At 64.7% G+C, this 16,536-nt stretch carries 17 protein-coding genes; 11 read left to right on the top strand and 6 right to left on the bottom strand.

The genetic code is table 11. From position 1 onward, the window contains the following. Positions 1-15: 15 nt before the first annotated feature. The 4 genes from L0U82_RS15155 (at position 16) to L0U82_RS15170 (ending at position 3,335) form a co-directional block, all read left to right on the top strand. Positions 16-600 (top strand): chemotaxis protein CheW, encoded by a 585-nt coding sequence (locus L0U82_RS15155; protein WP_233832003.1) that lies wholly within the window; start codon positions 16-18, stop codon positions 598-600. Between the two features lie 64 nt (positions 601-664). Continuing rightward, positions 665-1,468 carry a CheR family methyltransferase gene (locus tag L0U82_RS15160; RefSeq protein ID WP_233832004.1) on the top strand — a complete coding sequence of 268 codons (804 nt, stop codon included), beginning with the start codon at positions 665-667 and terminating at the stop codon, positions 1,466-1,468. A gap of 59 nt (positions 1,469-1,527) precedes the next feature. Then, positions 1,528-2,823, top strand: coding sequence for an EAL domain-containing response regulator (locus tag L0U82_RS15165; RefSeq protein ID WP_326489728.1), 1,296 nt, complete (start codon positions 1,528-1,530; stop codon positions 2,821-2,823). A gap of 161 nt (positions 2,824-2,984) precedes the next feature. Then, positions 2,985-3,335: a hypothetical protein gene (locus L0U82_RS15170; RefSeq protein ID WP_233832006.1), complete on the top strand. Its 351-nt coding sequence runs from the start codon at positions 2,985-2,987 to the stop codon at positions 3,333-3,335. 96 nt (positions 3,336-3,431) lie between these two features. Here the strand turns inward: L0U82_RS15170 and L0U82_RS15175 are convergent, their stop codons facing one another. Beyond that, positions 3,432-3,875, bottom strand: coding sequence for a MarR family winged helix-turn-helix transcriptional regulator (locus L0U82_RS15175; protein ID WP_233832007.1), 444 nt, complete (start codon positions 3,873-3,875; stop codon positions 3,432-3,434). A 136-nt stretch (positions 3,876-4,011) separates the two neighbouring features. Here L0U82_RS15175 and L0U82_RS15180 point away from each other — a divergent pair, with 136 nt between their 5' ends. Continuing rightward, entirely contained in the window at positions 4,012-5,550 is a 1,539-nt protein-coding gene (locus L0U82_RS15180; protein WP_233832008.1) for a DHA2 family efflux MFS transporter permease subunit, read from the top strand. Between the two features lie 25 nt (positions 5,551-5,575). On the opposite strand, the gene L0U82_RS15185 is transcribed toward L0U82_RS15180, so the two are convergent. After that, positions 5,576-6,307 carry a FadR/GntR family transcriptional regulator gene (locus L0U82_RS15185; protein WP_442793641.1) on the bottom strand — a complete coding sequence of 244 codons (732 nt, stop codon included), beginning with the start codon at positions 6,305-6,307 and terminating at the stop codon, positions 5,576-5,578. 122 nt (positions 6,308-6,429) lie between these two features. Between L0U82_RS15185 and dgoD the strand changes: the two genes are divergently transcribed. Together dgoD and L0U82_RS15195 are read left to right on the top strand one after the other, a co-directional pair. Beyond that, positions 6,430-7,578: a galactonate dehydratase gene (gene dgoD / locus L0U82_RS15190; RefSeq protein WP_233832010.1), complete on the top strand. Its 1,149-nt coding sequence runs from the start codon at positions 6,430-6,432 to the stop codon at positions 7,576-7,578. Positions 7,579-7,815: 237 nt separating this feature from the next. Further along, on the top strand, positions 7,816-8,118 hold the full coding sequence (locus tag L0U82_RS15195; RefSeq protein ID WP_233832011.1) for a hypothetical protein: 303 nt from the start codon (positions 7,816-7,818) through the stop codon (positions 8,116-8,118). A 272-nt stretch (positions 8,119-8,390) separates the two neighbouring features. On the opposite strand, the gene L0U82_RS15200 is transcribed toward L0U82_RS15195, so the two are convergent. Beyond that, positions 8,391-9,320, bottom strand: coding sequence for a CopD family protein (locus L0U82_RS15200; RefSeq protein WP_233832012.1), 930 nt, complete (start codon positions 9,318-9,320; stop codon positions 8,391-8,393). Next, entirely contained in the window at positions 9,317-9,694 is a 378-nt protein-coding gene (gene copC, locus L0U82_RS15205; RefSeq protein WP_233832013.1) for a copper homeostasis periplasmic binding protein CopC, read from the bottom strand. Before copC ends, L0U82_RS15200 begins: the two co-directional genes overlap by 4 nt. 346 nt (positions 9,695-10,040) lie before the next feature. Here copC and L0U82_RS15210 point away from each other — a divergent pair, with 346 nt between their 5' ends. The 4 genes from L0U82_RS15210 (at position 10,041) to L0U82_RS15225 (ending at position 14,690) form a co-directional block, all read left to right on the top strand. Beyond that, on the top strand, positions 10,041-10,772 hold the full coding sequence (locus L0U82_RS15210; protein WP_233832014.1) for a c-type cytochrome: 732 nt from the start codon (positions 10,041-10,043) through the stop codon (positions 10,770-10,772). Positions 10,773-10,793: 21 nt separating this feature from the next. Then, positions 10,794-12,092, top strand: a complete 1,299-nt coding sequence (locus L0U82_RS15215; protein WP_233832015.1) for a c-type cytochrome — start codon at positions 10,794-10,796, stop codon at positions 12,090-12,092. Positions 12,093-12,224: 132 nt separating this feature from the next. After that, entirely contained in the window at positions 12,225-12,845 is a 621-nt protein-coding gene (trhA, locus tag L0U82_RS15220; protein ID WP_233832017.1) for a PAQR family membrane homeostasis protein TrhA, read from the top strand. Positions 12,846-13,070: 225 nt separating this feature from the next. Continuing rightward, a complete protein-coding gene (locus L0U82_RS15225; RefSeq protein WP_233832018.1) occupies positions 13,071-14,690 on the top strand; it encodes a DEAD/DEAH box helicase in 1,620 nt (539 codons plus the stop codon). Between the two features lie 74 nt (positions 14,691-14,764). Here the strand turns inward: L0U82_RS15225 and L0U82_RS15230 are convergent, their stop codons facing one another. Beyond that, entirely contained in the window at positions 14,765-15,301 is a 537-nt protein-coding gene (locus tag L0U82_RS15230; RefSeq protein WP_233832019.1) for a pyridoxamine 5'-phosphate oxidase family protein, read from the bottom strand. Positions 15,302-15,469: 168 nt separating this feature from the next. Further along, on the bottom strand, positions 15,470-16,297 hold the full coding sequence (locus L0U82_RS15235) for a ferritin-like domain-containing protein (RefSeq protein WP_233832020.1): 828 nt from the start codon (positions 16,295-16,297) through the stop codon (positions 15,470-15,472). Positions 16,298-16,536: the final 239 nt, after the last annotated feature.

Here is a 16,536-nt window from a genome sequence, read left to right on the forward strand (position 1 = left end):
CGCAGGAAGAGACGCATGGACGACACGCGCTTTGACGAACCGTCGCAGTATCTGACGTTCACGCTCGCCGACGAGGTGTTCGGCATCGATATCCTGTCGGTCAAGGAGATCATCGAATACGGCGGTGTGACCGACGTGCCGATGATGCCGCGCACCGTGCGTGGCGTGATCAATCTGCGCGGCGCGGTCGTGCCGGTGGTGGATCTGCTCGCGCGCTTCGGTCAGCCGTCGAGTCCGGTCGGGCGCCGCACCTGCATCGTGATCGTCGAGAAAATCTGCGCGGGCGAGCCGTCGCATGTGATCGGCGTGGTCGTGGACACGGTGAGCGCGGTGCTGACGATTCCGGCGAGCGCAATCGAACCGGCGCCGGGCTTCGGGATGCGTCTCGCCGCGCAATTCGTGCTCGGCATGGGCCAAGACACACGCAAACGCAGAAGCAAGGAAGCAGAACGAGACAAGGATAAGGAAAAGGGCAACGGCAACGGCGACGACAAAGGCCGCTTCGTGATCCTGCTCAACCTCGACGAGGTGCTGAACCTCGAGCAGCTCGGCGCGATGGACGCGCTGTCCGCCGAGGTCGAGCCGGTCGAGCCCGACTAGCAACGCGGCGCGCTCGCGCGGGTCGTCGCGCGCGCCGCTCCCCATTCATGCACCACGTGTTCCGATGATAGCCACGATCACCGACAGGGAATTCGCGAGGGTCAGCCGCTTTATCCACGAAACGGCGGGGATCCACCTCTCCGCCGCGAAGCGGGGGCTCGTCTGCGGACGGCTCGCGAGACGGCTCCAGCACTTCCGGTGCACCAGCTTCAGCCAGTATCTCGTGCTGCTCGAAGGCGACGCGGCGGGCGATGAAGCACAGACGGCGATCAACCTGCTGACCACCAACGAGACGTTCTTCTTTCGCGAAAGCCGGCACTTCGAGATGCTGCGCCGCTTCGCCGCGCTGTGGCGCGAGCGGCGCGAGCCGCTCAACGTGTGGAGCGCCGCGTGCTCGACCGGCGAGGAGCCCTACAGCATCGCGATGGTGCTCGACCACGCGCTCGGCCCGAACCGCTGGGACGTGCTCGGCACCGATATCAGCACCCGCGTACTTGCGCACGCGCGCCGCGGACACTACACCGAGGAACGCGCGCGCCAGATTCCGCCCGCGTTGCTGCGGCAATACTGCCGCAAGGGTATCGGCGACTACGCGGGCACGCTGCTCGTCGAGCGTTCGCTGCGCGAGCGCGTGCGCTTCGCGCAGGTCAACCTGAATGCGCGCTTGCCCGATATCGACATGTTCGACTGCATCTTTCTTCGCAACGTGATGATTTATTTCGACATCGAGACGCGCCGCAAGGTGGTCGAGCGGGTGTGCGCGCAACTGCGTCCGGGCGGCATGCTGTGCGTCGGTCATTCGGAGAGCCTGCATCAGGTCAACGACGATCTGGTGCAGGTCGCGCCCTCGGTGTATCGCAAGCCATGAAGGAGAGCCGCCATTCCGAAGCCTTCTTCATCGTTCTCCCGTAACGCAGGATGCCCTCAATGAAGCCGATGCCTTGCCCAATCGAATCGGTGCTTCTGGTTGACGACAGCGCAACCGAATGCGAGGCCGTCACGCTCATGTGCAAAGAGCTCGGCGTGCAGGACGTCGTGTGTGCGTACGACGGCGCCGAAGCGCTCGCGCTGCTGGCGGTGCCCGGGTTCACGCCCAGCCTGATGATCGTCGACCTCGAAATGCCGGTGATGGATGGCGTCGAGATGATGCAGCAGTTGCGCCAGCGCGGACTGCGCATTCCGATCATTGTGTCGTCCGGTCACGACGGCCCGCTGGTGCGGGCGGTCGAAGGCATGGCGCGCAATCTCGGTCTGCCGGTAATCGCCGGGCTATGCAAGCCGCTCACGCGCGACGCGCTCGCGCGCGCTTTCGAATGCCGCGACAACGTCGAGCAGTTGCACTGCGGCTCGCCGGCCGCGCACCTGCCCGATGTGGATATCGCCGCGCTCGCGCAGGCGATCAGCGCGGGCGAAGTCGTGCCGCACTATCAGCCGAAGGTGGATATCCAGCGCGGCCTGCTGCGCGGCGTCGAGGTGCTGGCGCGCTGGACCGACGCGCGGCTCGGGCCGGTGCCGGCCGATCGCTTCATCGCGGCCGCCGAACACAGTGGCCTGATTCTGACGCTCAGCCTGTCGGTCATCGATCAGGCGGTCGCGCAGGCGGCCAGCTGGAATACGCGCGGCCTGCGGCTGATCCTCGCGCTCAACATATCGCCGTGTCTGCTGAGCGAGCCGCACCTGGTCGAGGCGATTTCGGGGCTGCTCGAAAAGCACGGCGTGAGTCCGTCGCAGGTCGTGCTGGAGATCACCGAGAGCTCGGTGGTGAGCCCGGACGGTCCCGCGCTCGGCGCGCTCGCGCGCTTTCGTCTGCGCGGCTTCGGCCTGTCGATCGACGACTACGGTACCGGTTTGTCGTCGATGCAGCAGTTGGCGCGCATTCCGTTCACCGAACTGAAGGTGGACCGCTCGTTCGTGCATCGCGCGCATGAGCAGGAAAATCTGCGGGTGATTCTGGAGTCCGCGCTGACGATGGCGCACCGGCTGCGCCTCGTAACGGTCGCCGAAGGCGTCGAAACCGTCGAGGACTGGCGCTTGCTACAGCAGTATGGCTGTCAGATCGGGCAAGGCTATCTGCTCGCGAAACCGATGCCCGCCGAGGACCTACTGCCGTGGATCAAGGCGCATCGCAAGCGCTTGCCGCTGTTGCGCGCGCCGTCGCTGGCGCAGCCGCCGCGCCATCATCCGTTGCACGTGTCAGAGGATCAGAGCGAGACCCGGCAGTAGGCGCGGCGGCGAGCGTGGCAAACCAGCGCGCCGGACCGTGCGGGTCCTCCGGTGGTGTGGCTGAACTCGATCGGCAGGCTGGTCTCTAACGGCCTGACAGACGCCGCCGATTCCGCGTTGGGATCGGTGGCCGTCAAGCGCAACTTCGAGGAGGCTCACTGATGACGTTTCGCCCCGCCGCATCCGCCGCCGTTGTTTCTGTCGCGCTGCTCGGCGCCAATGCGACGCTTCCGGTTCAGGCGCAAACCGCGGCCTCGTCCGACAGCCAATGGCGCGCGAGCCCCACTACACTCGCGACGCTGCTGCAGGACGGCTACCGGATCGTCGCCGTCGTCAACGGCGCGCGCGGCAACGCTGGCCCGGCCGATACGATCTTCGTGCAGCGCGATCAGAGCGCGTATAAATGCATTGATCCGCAAGCGGCGGATGCAAAGACGAAAGCGGCTACGCCGCCGGCCTGTTACGAACTGGTGCCGCCGGGCGGCGGCGCGCCGGCGTCGGAAGCGAAATAGCGCTTTTCTGTACTGATTGGATGCGCCGGTCCGGCGCAAGCTCGGCGCGGGTTCGACGCACGAGCAGCGTCGACCTCGCGCGGCCTCGTTGGCGTTTCAGCGATCCACGAGCCGGCTCAGATTGCCGCGTACCCGCTGCAACAACGCGATCAGCTGCGCCGCTTCTTCGGCGCTGAAACCATTGAGCGCTTCGAGCGCGACTTCATCGCCGACCTTACGCGCCTTGTCGAGCGTGCCCTCGGCTTTCGGCGTCATGCGCACCTGGCGCTCGCGGCGGTCCTGCGGGTTCGCGGCCCGCTCGATCCAGCCGCCCTCCTCCATCCGGTCGAGCAGCCGGCCCGCCGAGATCGGCGCGACCTCGAGCAGATCCGCGAGCCGCGCCTGATTGATGTCGCCGTAGTGGCCGAGATAGGCCAGCACACGGCATTGCGCGCGCGTCAGGTCGACCGACGATTTCGCGAGATCGTCGAAACGCTTGCCTGTCAGGCGGCCGACGTCGGAAATCAGAAAGCCGAAGCGCTCTTCGAATTGGGTTTTCATGCGCGAATTATACGGAAGCCTTTTTGCCCGCAGCACGGCAACCGATGCGCTTTAGCGTCAGCACAACTCCTGATGGCGTATTCGCGCGCGATCGATATAATAAGCATGCTTACGATATCGACGACTCCCACCCTTCATGTCCTCCGCCTCCTCGCCGGCGAGCGCCGCCATGCCGCTCAACCGGCCGATGATCACGATCTCGATCATGCTCGCCACGCTGATCCAGACGCTCGACAGCACGATCGCCAACGTGGCGCTGCCGCATATGCAAGGCACGCTGTCCGCGTCGCAGGACGAAATCACGTGGGTGCTGACCTCCTACATCGTCGCCGCCGCGATCGCCACGCCGCTGACCGGCTGGCTGTCGGACCGCCTGAGCGTGAAGCGGCTGCTGCTGATCGCGATCGGCGGCTTCACGGTGTCGTCCGCGCTGTGCGGGCTATCCGAAACGCTCGCGCAAATCGTGTTGTCGCGTCTGTTGCAGGGCATCTTCGGCGCGTCGCTGGTGCCGCTGTCGCAATCGATCCTGCTCGACATCAATCCGCGCGAAAAACAAGGCCAGGCGATGGCCGTATGGGGCATGGGCGTGATGGTCGGTCCGATTCTCGGACCAACGCTGGGCGGCTGGCTCACCGATAGCTACAACTGGCGCTGGGTGTTCTTCATCAACGTGCCGATCGGCGCGTTCGCGCTGTTCGGCGTCGCGACTTTCCTGCCGACGCGCGAGCCGAAGCACGACGTGAAGTTCGACGCGTTCGGCTTCATCACGCTCGGTCTCGCGATCGGCGCGTTGCAGGCGATGCTCGATCGCGGCGAACAGCTCGACTGGTTTTCGTCGACCGAGATCGTGATCGAAGCGCTGGTCGCGGCGATCAGCTTCGCGTTCTTTCTGGTGCATACGGCAACCGTCGGCGAGCGCTCGTTTTTCAAGTACAAGTTGCTGAAAGACCCGAACTTCGCGACCGGCACGTTCTTCATCTTCGTGATCGGCGCGGTCATGTATGCGACGCGCGCGCTGTTGCCGCCGATGCTGCAGAACCTGATGGGTTATCCGGTCGCGACTACGGGGCTCGTCACCGCGCCGAGCGGCGCGGGCACGATGGTCGCGATGCTGATCGCCGGGCGGCTGCTCCGGCGGGTCGACGCGCGGCTTTTGCTGCTCGCCGGCTTTCTGATTTCCGCGTTCGCGTTGTGGCAGATGATGCATTACACGATCGTGCTGTCGCCGTCGAATATCGTGTGGCCCGGCGTGGTCCAGGGCTTCGGACTCGGTCTCGTGTTCGTGCCGCTGTCCGCGCTGACGTTCTCGACGCTCGCGCCGGAGTTGCGCGCGGACGGCACCGCGACCTACAGCCTGATGCGCAATATCGGCAGCAGTATCGGCATTTCGATCGTGCAGACGCTGATGACGCGCAACACGCAGATCTCGCACGCGGACCTCGCGGCGAACGTGACCGCCTTCAATCCGGCGATCCAGCCGATGCTCGACAGCGGCTCGAACTACGACATCGCGGCGCTGAACGCGTCGATCACGCAGCAGGCGTCGATGGTCGCGTATCTGAACGACTTCAAGCTGATGTTCGTGGCGACGCTGCTGGTGATTCCGCTGCTGCTGTTGATCCGGCCGACGCACAAGGCGCCGGATGCATCGGCGGCGCACGCGGCGATGGATTGAACGGCGCCAGCCACCTGCTTACGCATCACCCTTCGATCCGCTCGCGCGTCACGCCGAGCAACGATGCCATCGCTGCTTGAGCCGCGGCGGCATTGCGCGTGCTGATCGCGTCGAATACCGCCGTATGCTCGGCGAGCGATGCATTGAACACATCCGCGCGTTTCGCATTGAGCCGCAACTGTGCTTCGAGCGTGCGCTCGATCAGCGCGCCGAGCGGGATCAGCAGTTCGTTGCTGCATGCACTCAGCACGCTCAGATGAAACTGCAGATCGGCGCGCACCCATTCGTCGACATTGCGCGCCGCCGCCATCGCCGCGTGCGCGGCGGCGAGCGCGCGCAACGTATCGCCGGTGTGCGACGCGGCCGCGAGACCGGCCGCGTACGGCTCGATCATTTCGCGCATCTCCTGCAGCTTCAACGCGAACGCGACTGGCTCGGCGACGCGCGAGTACCAGTCGAGCAGATTGGCGTCCAGCAGATTCCACGCGGATTTCGCGCGCACCCGCGTGCCGACGCGTGGCCGTGATTCGATCAGCCCTTTCGACGTCAGCGTGCGCAGCGCCTCGCGCAGCACCGTGCGGCTCACGCCGAACGTTTCCATCAATTCGGCTTCGCGCGGCAGGATCGATTCGGGCGGGTAGTCGCCGCGCAGAATCGCGGTCGCGAGCTGTTGTGCGGTGCGCCCGTGCAGGTCGTGCTGAATGGTGTTCTCCAGGCGGCTGATGCTTTCTGTAAAGCGGCATTCCGGGGCAGCGATGAGGCCCGGTTTCGCCACTATTTGGCGAATAATACTATTAATAGTATTAAAAAAGGCTTTTGCGGTAGCATGTGAATCCCCGAAATTTTTTGCCGGCACCAGGCCCCAAGGAGACGCACGCCATGAAAATCACCCGACTCGAAACCTTCATCGTGCCGCCGCGCTGGTGCTTCCTGAAGATCGAGACCGACGAAGGCATCGTCGGCTGGGGCGAACCGGTGGTGGAAGGCCGCGCGCATACGGTCGCGGCGGCGGTCGACGAACTCGCGGACTATCTGATCGGCAAGGACCCGCTGCTGATCGAAGACCACTGGCAGGTGATGTACCGCTCCGGCTTCTATCGCGGCGGCCCGATCACGATGAGCGCGATCGCCGGTGTCGACCAGGCGCTGTGGGACATCAAGGGCAAGCATCATGGCGTGCCGGTGCACGCGCTGCTCGGCGGCCAGGTGCGCGACCGGATCAAGGTGTATTCGTGGATCGGCGGCGATCGCCCGAGCGATGTCGCCAACAACGCGCGCGCGGTGGTCGAACGCGGCTTCAAGGCCGTGAAGATGAACGGCTCGGAAGAGCTGCAGATCATCGACACCTTCGACAAGGTGCAAGGCGTGATCAACAACGTCGCGGCAGTGCGTGAGGCCGTGGGCCCGAACATCGGCATCGGCGTGGACTTCCACGGCCGCGTGCACAAGCCGATGGCCAAGGTGCTCGCGAAGGAACTCGATCCGTACAAGCTGCTGTTCATCGAAGAGCCGGTGCTGTCGGAAAACGCGGAAGCGCTGCGCGACATCGTCAACCAGACCAACACGCCGATCGCGCTCGGCGAGCGGCTGTACTCGCGCTGGGACTTCAAGCACATCCTGTCGGGCGGCTACGTCGACATCATCCAGCCGGACGCGTCGCACGCGGGCGGCATCACCGAGTGCCGCAAGATTGCGTCGATGGCCGAAGCCTACGACGTCGCACTCGCGCTGCATTGCCCGCTCGGCCCGATCGCGCTCGCCACCTGCCTGCAGATCGACGCGGTCAGCTACAACGCGTTCATCCAGGAACAGAGCCTCGGCATCCACTACAACCAGGGCAACGACCTGCTCGACTACATCAAGAATCCCGAGGTCTTCAAATACGAAGACGGCTTCGTGTCGATTCCGCAGGGTCCGGGCCTCGGCATCGAAGTCAATGAAGAGAAGGTGCGGGAGATGGCGAAGGTCGGCCATCGCTGGCGCAATCCGGTGTGGCGTCATGCGGATGGCAGCGTCGCCGAATGGTGATGAGTTGAATCACGCGCCCGCGCCACGTTACGGCAATGTGACGCGCGGGCCGTCGCAGTTACGTGACATCCCGGACCGATCCGGCTGGCAAAGACATTTCAATGCCTTCGGCGGTTCGACCCGGCTCCCCGCACCGCCCTGTGCGACGGCCTCCTGAACCGTTTGTTCGGTATCGGACATACGCATGGCGCACTCCTTGCTGAAATGCATGCAAACAACACATGCAGCGGGGGCACCATGGGCGAATTCCTTCCTGACTATCTGATCCGCGAACAGGCAGCGGTCGGCGCGCTGGTCGCGTTCGGCGTGCTGCGCGTGATCGGCGCGATGCTCGCCTACGAGCGCGGCTGGAATATCTCGCTGGTCGGCAAATGCTTTATCGCCGCCGCGGCGCTGTATTGCCTGCCGCAGATTTTCGATTTGCTTACGCAGATGGCCGGCTCGCGCGCGGCGGCCGCGGAACTCGAAGGCAAGGTCGCGGGTTGCGCGATCGCGCTGTTCTGCGCGCCGATACTGGGTCATCGGCTCGGCTTCGAGTGAGCGGGCTTCGAGCGGGACGCGGGAGCCGTTTTTCTTGAGACGCTGAGACGGGTGCACGAGCGCGCGCTCGCGGCCCGAAGAGCAGTAACGGATGCGATGGCCCCAAGCCACGCGACCGTGTGTATTGCGCCGCACGTTGCTGACAGTGCGGCGCTTTTTTATGTGGCGGGCTGGTGCCGCTGATGTCTCAGGATTGAAGCGTAGCGGGCAAGCGTCAGAGCCAGCCTCCCGCCGCCATGCGATGCTGGGCGATGCCGGTCGACGCCGCTCGTTCAGCCGAGCGCCGCGAACGCCGGCACGCTATGCGACAGGGCGGCCGCGACGACGAACACGCCGATCATCACGAGCGCTTCCAGATACAGCACGTTGACGAACGTGTGCGCATCCATCGTCGAGGCGGTACGGCGCAGGCGCGGCAGCGCCGACACGCGGTTCAACCCGCCGAGCACGAGCGCGAGCGCGACCAGCACCAGCTTGAGCGTCAACACATGACCCCAGGTGCTCGCCTGAATCGCTTCGAGCGAGCCGCCCGAGCCGCGCACCGCATTGAAGACCCCCGACAGCAGCACGAGCGCGACCGCGACGATCGACACGTTCGACACCTGGGTCGCGGTACGGATCAGCATGCCGCGCGCGGTCGATGCACCGAGCGCCGGCAGCACCGCGAGCCCCGAGGCCATCGCGAGGCCGCCCCAGACGCTGGTCGCGAGCACGTGCAGCGTCTGCATCGCAATCGCCGCGGACGCGAGGCCGGCATCGGCCGCATGTCCGAGCGACGCCTTGCCGGCCGCAATGGCGAGCACCGCGAGCCACAGCAACGCGTTGCGCACGATGCCAGTGCCATGACTGAGCGCGGTGCCGAGCAGCACCAGCGCGCCAACGAACGCAACGCTCCAGCCGTGGCCGACATGCGTTTGCGTCAGCACGGTCGGCACCATACCAAACGCCGCGGGCAGCGCGACGCCGCTCATCGACGCGCTCTGATACAACAACCAGCCGAGATCCGCGAGCACCAGCACGATGGTGGCCGCGAGCATCGAGCGGTGCGCCCTCATCCATCCGGGCCGCGCGGGCGACACGCTTTGCCGTGCGTCGTTCGCGAGCCATGCGGCAAGCAGCGCCGAACCGACGGCGAAACCGAACGCGACATTCATGAGCGCGGCCATTGCGACCTGCCCGATCCAGAGTGCGTCGAGGTTCATTTGACGTTGAACGCGAAGTCGCCTTGTGTGCGATGACCGTCGGCGGCCACCGCGACCCAGTGCACCGCATAGCGGCCGGCGTCCAGTTGCGGGAGGGCGACGCGCATCACACGGGCGTCCTGGCTATCAACCGTGGACGCCGCCGTCAGCGCCGACTTGCCGCTCTTGTCGACGAGCGCGATCTTGCTGAAAGCCGGTTCGAGCGGCTCGGTGAAATGGATCGTCAGTTCGGTGGGCGCGACGGCATCGGCGTTCGCGGCCGGCATGCTCGAGATCAGATGCGCATGTGCAAACACGCTCGACGACACCACCAGCGCGACGGCGCCGCACATCAACCCACGCGGCACCGGAGAGAAAAAATCGAATAGCTTCATGTAAGGCCGAGAGCGGATGGGAACGAACCGGAACAAACCGGGCAAGGGCCGGGCGCGCGAGCCGCGTCGGTCGCACGGCGGCCGGCGAGCCCGGAAGTGTACGCTTCGATGGTCTTCATGCGCATCGGTTCAATCCGGCTTTGTCGAATCGAAAGGCTCGGCGGCTCTCCCCGCACCGTGCGACAGACTGTCGCACGGTGGTCACACCGGGAACTGTCCTGAATGCGTCAAATAGTCATCATCACCCTTCGATGATAGAATGCTGCGTCGCCGCAGCGACGACTGCCGCAGCGACGGCTGTCCTTCACACCGAGCCGCTCGAAGTTCGGTCAGGTCCCCGATTCTGATGGAGTTACGCGTGTCTTCAAGACGCCTCTTCCGCCCGTTGCTTGCCCTTCTGCTGATCGGCTCCGCGGGTGTCTACAGCGCAGCGCAAGCGCAGACTCAACCGAAGGCCCCCGACACGATGGAAGCGCGCGTGCAAGGTTGCACGGCCTGCCACGGCTCGCATGGGCAAGGTACTGACAACGATTACTTCCCGCGCCTCGCGGGCAAGCCGGCGGACTATCTGTTCAATCAGTTGCAGAACTTCCGCGACGGGCATCGCAAGTACCCGCCCATGAACTACCTCGTCACGTATCTCTCCGACGACTACCTCCATCAGATCGCCACGTTCTTCTCGCAGCAACGTCCGCCCTATCCGCCGCCGGCCAAGCCGACGGTATCGGCCGCCACGCTCGCGCGCGGCGAACAGATCGTGCTGCACGGCGACGCAGCGAAACAGGTTCCCGCCTGCGCGGCCTGCCACGGCAAGGCGCTGACCGGTATGGAACCGGCGATCCCGGGTCTGGTCGGCCTGCACGCCGACTACATCAGCGCGCAGCTTGGCGCATGGCGCTCAGGCACGCGTCGCGCGATCGATCCCGACTGCATGCATACGGTCGCCACGCGCCTCACCGACGAAGACGTGAACGCCGTCGCGGCCTGGCTCTCCACCCAGCAGGCTCCGCAAAACCCCGTGCCGGCTCCGGCCCGCTCCTTGAAGACTCCGCTTGCCTGCGGCAGCGAACCGCAATAAGGCGCCGGGAGAAACTCACAAATGAAACGCAAGTCATTGTTTGCCCTCTCGGCAGTCGTCGTGGTCGCGGCCGCCGCACTCGTTCCCGTCCTGTGGTCGGGCGGTGACAACCTGCACAACGGCGCGGCCATGGCAGCCACGCCCGCCGACCAGGCCGACCTGATCAAGAAGGGCGAGTACCTCGCCCGCGCCGGCGACTGTATCGCCTGCCACACGGTGCGCGGCGGCAAGCCGTTCGCCGGTGGTCTGCCGATGGCCACGCCATTCGGCACGATGTTCACGCCGAACATCACGCCGGACGACCAGTACGGCATCGGCAAGTGGACTTCGGACGACTTCTATCGCGCGATGCACACCGGCCGCTCGAAAGACGGCAGCCTGCTTTATCCGGGCTTCCCGTTCACGAGCTACACGAAGGTCACGCGCGCCGACTCGGACGCAATCTATGCGTACCTGCGCTCGGTCACGCCGGTCAACGTACCGAGCCGTCCGCACGAACTGAAATTCCCGTTCAACCAGCGCAACATGCTGATCGGCTGGCGCACGCTGTTCTTCCGTGAAGGCGAGTTCAAGCCGGATCCGACCAAGTCGGTCGAATGGAACCGCGGTGCGTATCTGGTCGAAGGCCTCGGTCACTGCGGCATGTGCCACACGTCGATCAACGCAATGGGCGGCCCGGTCAGCTCGGCGGCGTTCGCGGGCGGTCTGATCCCGCTGCAGAACTGGTATGCGCCGTCGCTGACGTCGAACAAGGAAGCCGGCCTCGGCGACTGGGACCTGAAGGACATCGCCGACCTGCTGAAGAGCGGCGTGTCGAACCGTGGCGCGGTGTTCGGTCCGATGGCCGAAGTGGTGCACAACAGCCTGCAATATCTGTCGCCGGAAGACATCAACGCGATGGCGACGTACCTGAAGACGATTCCGCAAAAGAAGGAAGCGCCGGAGGCGATGCAGCTCGAGACGTCCGAAAAGTTCGGCGGCGAACTGTTGAAGCAAGGTCAGAAGATCTACGCTGACAACTGTGCGAAGTGCCATGCGGAAAACGGTCTCGGCATGCCGCCGGCGTTCCCGCCGCTCGCGAACAACCAGTCGATCCAGATGCCGTCGGCGGTCAACCCGATCCGTATGGTGCTGAACGGCGGTTATCCGCCGAGCACGGAAGCGAACCCGCATCCGTACGGCATGCCGCCGTTCGCGCAAGCACTGTCGAATCAGGAAGTCGCGGCGGTCGTGACGTACATCCGTATGTCGTGGGGCAACCACGGTACGGCCGTGTCGCCGCAGCAAGTGTCCGACCTGCGTTCGGCGCCGCTCGACTAAGCGGCGTTCGATGCACCCCGGGCGCGGCCTGCGGATATCGCAGCCGCGCCCTTCGTTTTTTCAGGACCGGTATCATGTGGGCCCGTGAACGTTTGCGGTCACCCGTGTGAGACCGCGCAGGAGGAAAGAGCCGTGCCTGTCGGTGAGCGTTTGAACAGCATGACCCATCTCGTCGGCGCCGTGCTGTCGGTGGTGGGGCTGGCGACACTCGTCACGATGGGCGCACTCGCCGGCGACGCGTACAAGGTGGTCAGCTTCAGCGTGTATGGTGCGATGCTGTTCGTGCTGTACGCGATTTCGACGCTCTATCACAGCGTCAGCCATCCGCGCCTGAAGGCGATTCTGCAGAAATGCGATCACTCGGCGATCTATCTGCTGATCGCCGGCAGCTACACGCCGTTCACGCTCGTCACATTGCGCGGACCGTGGGGCTGGTCGCTGTTCGGCGTCAGCTGGGGGCTCGCCGCCCTCGGCATCGTGCAGGAACTCACGCTCGGGCGACGCACCCGCAGCGTGTCGATGGTGCTGTATGTGCTGATGGGATGGCTCGCGCTCGTAGCCGTCCGTCCGTTGCTGCATGCGTTACCGGCAGCGGGCACCGCCTGGCTCGTGGCCGGCGGCGTCATCTATAGCGCGGGCATCTACTTCTTCGTCAACGACGAGCGCATCCGCCACGGACATGGTATCTGGCACCTGTTCGTACTGGCGGGCAGTCTGTGTCAATTCGTCAGTGTCGCGCGCTATGTCGCGTGACATTCCGCGGCGGCGAAGTGCAACTTAAAGCCAGTCAACGTGTCTGCATAGCGCGTTGAAACATTCGGCACATGTCTGAGCGTGCCGCCGATTTCTCCGTGAACGGAACCGGGCCTCGGCCTCGAATACGCAATGTGAGCGTATCGATGCCGCTTCGGTTTTGCCGCGTTTGGGTCTGTCATGCCCGCGCGCGCCGTTCGCGAAACTGCATTGCAAAGAGCTTTTATGTCTTTTGATTCTCTCGGCTTGTCCGAACCGCTGGTCCGTGCCGTGCACGAACTGGGCTACACCTCCCCGACTCCGATCCAGACGCAGGCGATTCCCGCCGTGCTCAACGGCGGCGATCTGCTCGCCGGCGCGCAAACCGGCACCGGCAAGACCGCCGGCTTCACGCTGCCGATCCTGCAGCGCCTGAACGCGATGCCGCCGGCCGCCGGTGGCAAGCGCGTGGTGCGCGCGCTGATCCTCACGCCGACGCGTGAACTCGCGGCCCAGGTCGAAGAAAGCGTGCGCGCGTACGGCAAGTATCTGAAGCTGAAGTCGACCGTGATGTTCGGCGGCGTCGGCATCAACCCGCAGATCGATGCGTTGAAGCGCGGTGTCGATATCGTCGTCGCGACGCCGGGCCGTCTGCTCGATCACATGCAGCAGAAGACCATCGACCTGTCGCACCTCGAGATCCTCGTGCTCGACGAAGCGGACCGCATGCTCGACATGGGCTTCATTCACGACATCAAGCGCGTGCTCGCGAAGCTGCCGCCGAAGCGTCAGAACCTGCTGTTCTCGGCGACCTTCTCCGACGAGATCAAGGCGCTCGCCGACAGCCTGCTCGACTCGCCGGCGCTGATCGAAGTCGCGCGCCGTAATACGACGGCGGAAACCGTCGCGCAGAAAATTCACCCGGTCGATCGCGACCGCAAGCGCGAACTGCTTACGCATCTGATCCGCCAGCACAACTGGTTCCAGGTGCTCGTGTTCACGCGCACGAAGCACGGCGCGAACCGTCTCGCCGAACAATTGGCGAAGGACGGCATCAGCGCGCTCGCGATTCACGGCAACAAGAGCCAGTCGGCGCGTACACGCGCGCTCGCCGAGTTCAAGGACGGTACGTTGCAGGTGCTGGTCGCGACCGACATCGCCGCGCGCGGCATCGATATCGATCAACTGCCGCACGTGGTCAACTTCGATCTGCCGAACGTGCCGGAAGACTACGTGCACCGGATCGGCCGCACGGGGCGCGCGGGGGCGACGGGCGAAGCGGTATCGCTCGTGTGCGTCGACGAATTGCAGTTGCTGAAGGACATCGAGAAGCTGATCAAGCGTCCGGTTCCGCAGGAAGTGATCGCCGGTTTCGAGCCGGATCCAACCGCGAAGCCGGAACCGATCCAGCGACGCAGCCAGGGTGGTGGTGGCGGACGTTCGCCGCGTCAGGGGCAGGGGCAAGGGCAAGGCGGCGGACGACGCGATGGCGCCGGTGCGGGTGGCGCCACGGCCAAGCCGTCGCAAGGCGCGGGCCAAAACTCGGGACAACGTTCGGGGCAGCGTGCGTCGAACGGGCAGAACGCTCAGCACGCGCCGCGGCCGCAGGCTGCCGCGAAGTCGGCCGGTAATGGCAACGGTAATGGCAATGGCAATGGCGGACAGCCGCGCCGGGACGCGCAACGTCACGACGACCGTCCGCGTGCCGCCGCACATGAAGGTGGCCCCGCGCATCACGCGCCGCGCAAACCGCAAGGCAATCGCTCGCACAACGGCAATCCGGGCGCGTTGCTCGGTGGCGGCGCGAAGCCTCGCAACGACGCGCCGCGCGCACCGCAGTCGCGCAACGGCGAACGCAACCGTTAAGCGTTCTGCCGTCCCGGCTTCGCCCGCTTCGAAGTCACCGCCTCGCGGCCGTTGGTTCTGTCCTGCTCGAAGAACTAACGGCTCTGCGCGGCGGCGGCTTGCTTCAGACGCTCGAGCTGCTGTTCCCATCGCTCGAGCACCTTACTCCCCTCTCCTTGCAGTTCGAACGTGATGCCGCCTGTCAGGCGCGCATAGCGCACGCTCTGCGATTCTCCCGCGTCGATCGAAGCGAGCAGATAGACGAGCCCGCTGTCATCGCCGGCCGCTGACGGCATCGGCACGACGCGCAACTGCACCTGATAGAACGCTTCATCGCACACGAAGCTCAGCGCCGCGCGGCCATTCTGCGCGATCGCGCGCGTCGCGCGCGCCTGCGGCCATAACGCGATGCACAGCGTGCGTGAATCGGGCGCGTAGAGTTCGCCGAGGCTCAGCAACGACGTGCGCACGTGGCCGTTCGCATCGACGGTGAGCAGCGATGCGGTAAAGCCCGGTTTGTCCGCCAGCGACGAGCCGTCGAACAGCGCGCGCACATTGGCCGGCCATTCGTCGAAGATGTTCTGTTCAAGTGGACGCGCTGGGGCGGGCGAGGAGGCGGAGGAATCGCTCATACGGTAGATCCGGTTGATGAAGTAGGCAAAGCTCAATCATGCCTCGAAAACAGCAAGGCCCGCATCGGCGGGCCTTGGCTATCGTCATGTTGTTGCGTGGTCGTTGCGCGGTCGTTATGCAAACGCGCGGCGGTCTTATCACCAGTTCATCGCCAATCGATCGCCGGTTCAGCGAAAGAACACATGCTGCGTGATCTTCGCGAGCGGGTAATGCACGCCCGACTGAATCCGCGCCGGAATGTCCAATGGCTTGAGCAGCATCTTCACGCACATGTCGGCGGACAGATTGCGCCGCACCAGCGTATTGATGCGCGCCGCGCGCGTGCGGTTATAGGCGGAGTCATGCACGCGCTCCGGATAGCGGATCGCAAACACATGCCGCAACGCGATCTCCGAATCCTCGTTTTTGATCTCGATCACGCGACGCATCAGCGCGCCGAGCACCGCGAGCCGGCCATTGCCCTCGATCCGGTTGTACTTCTTGAAGTACTTGAAAAAGTGCTTGTAGTGACGGACTTCGTCGGTGCGGATGTTGTCGGTGATTTCCTTCAGTACCGGTTCGTCCGAACATTCGCCGATCGCGCGATACAGCGTCGCCGTGCCAGTTTCGACCACGCAGCGCGCCACCATTTCGAGCGCGCGGGTCTTCTCGAAGTCCTCGACCGAGCAGGTCAGCGAATACTCGGCCATGAAATTGCGAAACGCGGTGTCCCAGTCGAACTCGGGCCACACGTAAGCGACATAGGTCCTAAGCGCGCGGCCATGCTGCATTTCCTCGGGCTCCCACTCGCAGTTGAGCCACGCCGACACTTCCGGATCGCCGTTGAAAAAGGTGCTGAGGTTGCTGGTGTAGAGATCGGTGCCGCTTTCGATAAACGAAGCCGCGCACAGCAACAGCAGCAGGTCTTCGTTCGCGGCGGCCTTCTGCCGATCAATGCGGGTGAGGTCGATATCCTCGATCCGCCAGGGCATGACATGGTTCTGCTCTGTGTGCATCGTGTCTTGCTCCAATGCTGTACCGACTGGCGCAACCTGTTCGCAACCGCCCCCGCGCCGTGGTGTTTTGCCGTGCCGGATACAACGCTGTGAATTAGAGTTGGGACCTCGTACTCTGCATGTTAGCCGGAGTTATCCGGTCATGCAGAGCACTCAGCACAGACCGTGCCGAACCGTCCCAGTTCCAGTTCGAGGATAGCCAAAATCTTTCGGCGGATTAAAGCGGCGCGCGAGTATAA

The sequence above is a fragment of the Paraburkholderia sp. ZP32-5 genome (assembly GCF_021390495.1).
GTDB lineage: Bacteria > Pseudomonadota > Gammaproteobacteria > Burkholderiales > Burkholderiaceae > Paraburkholderia.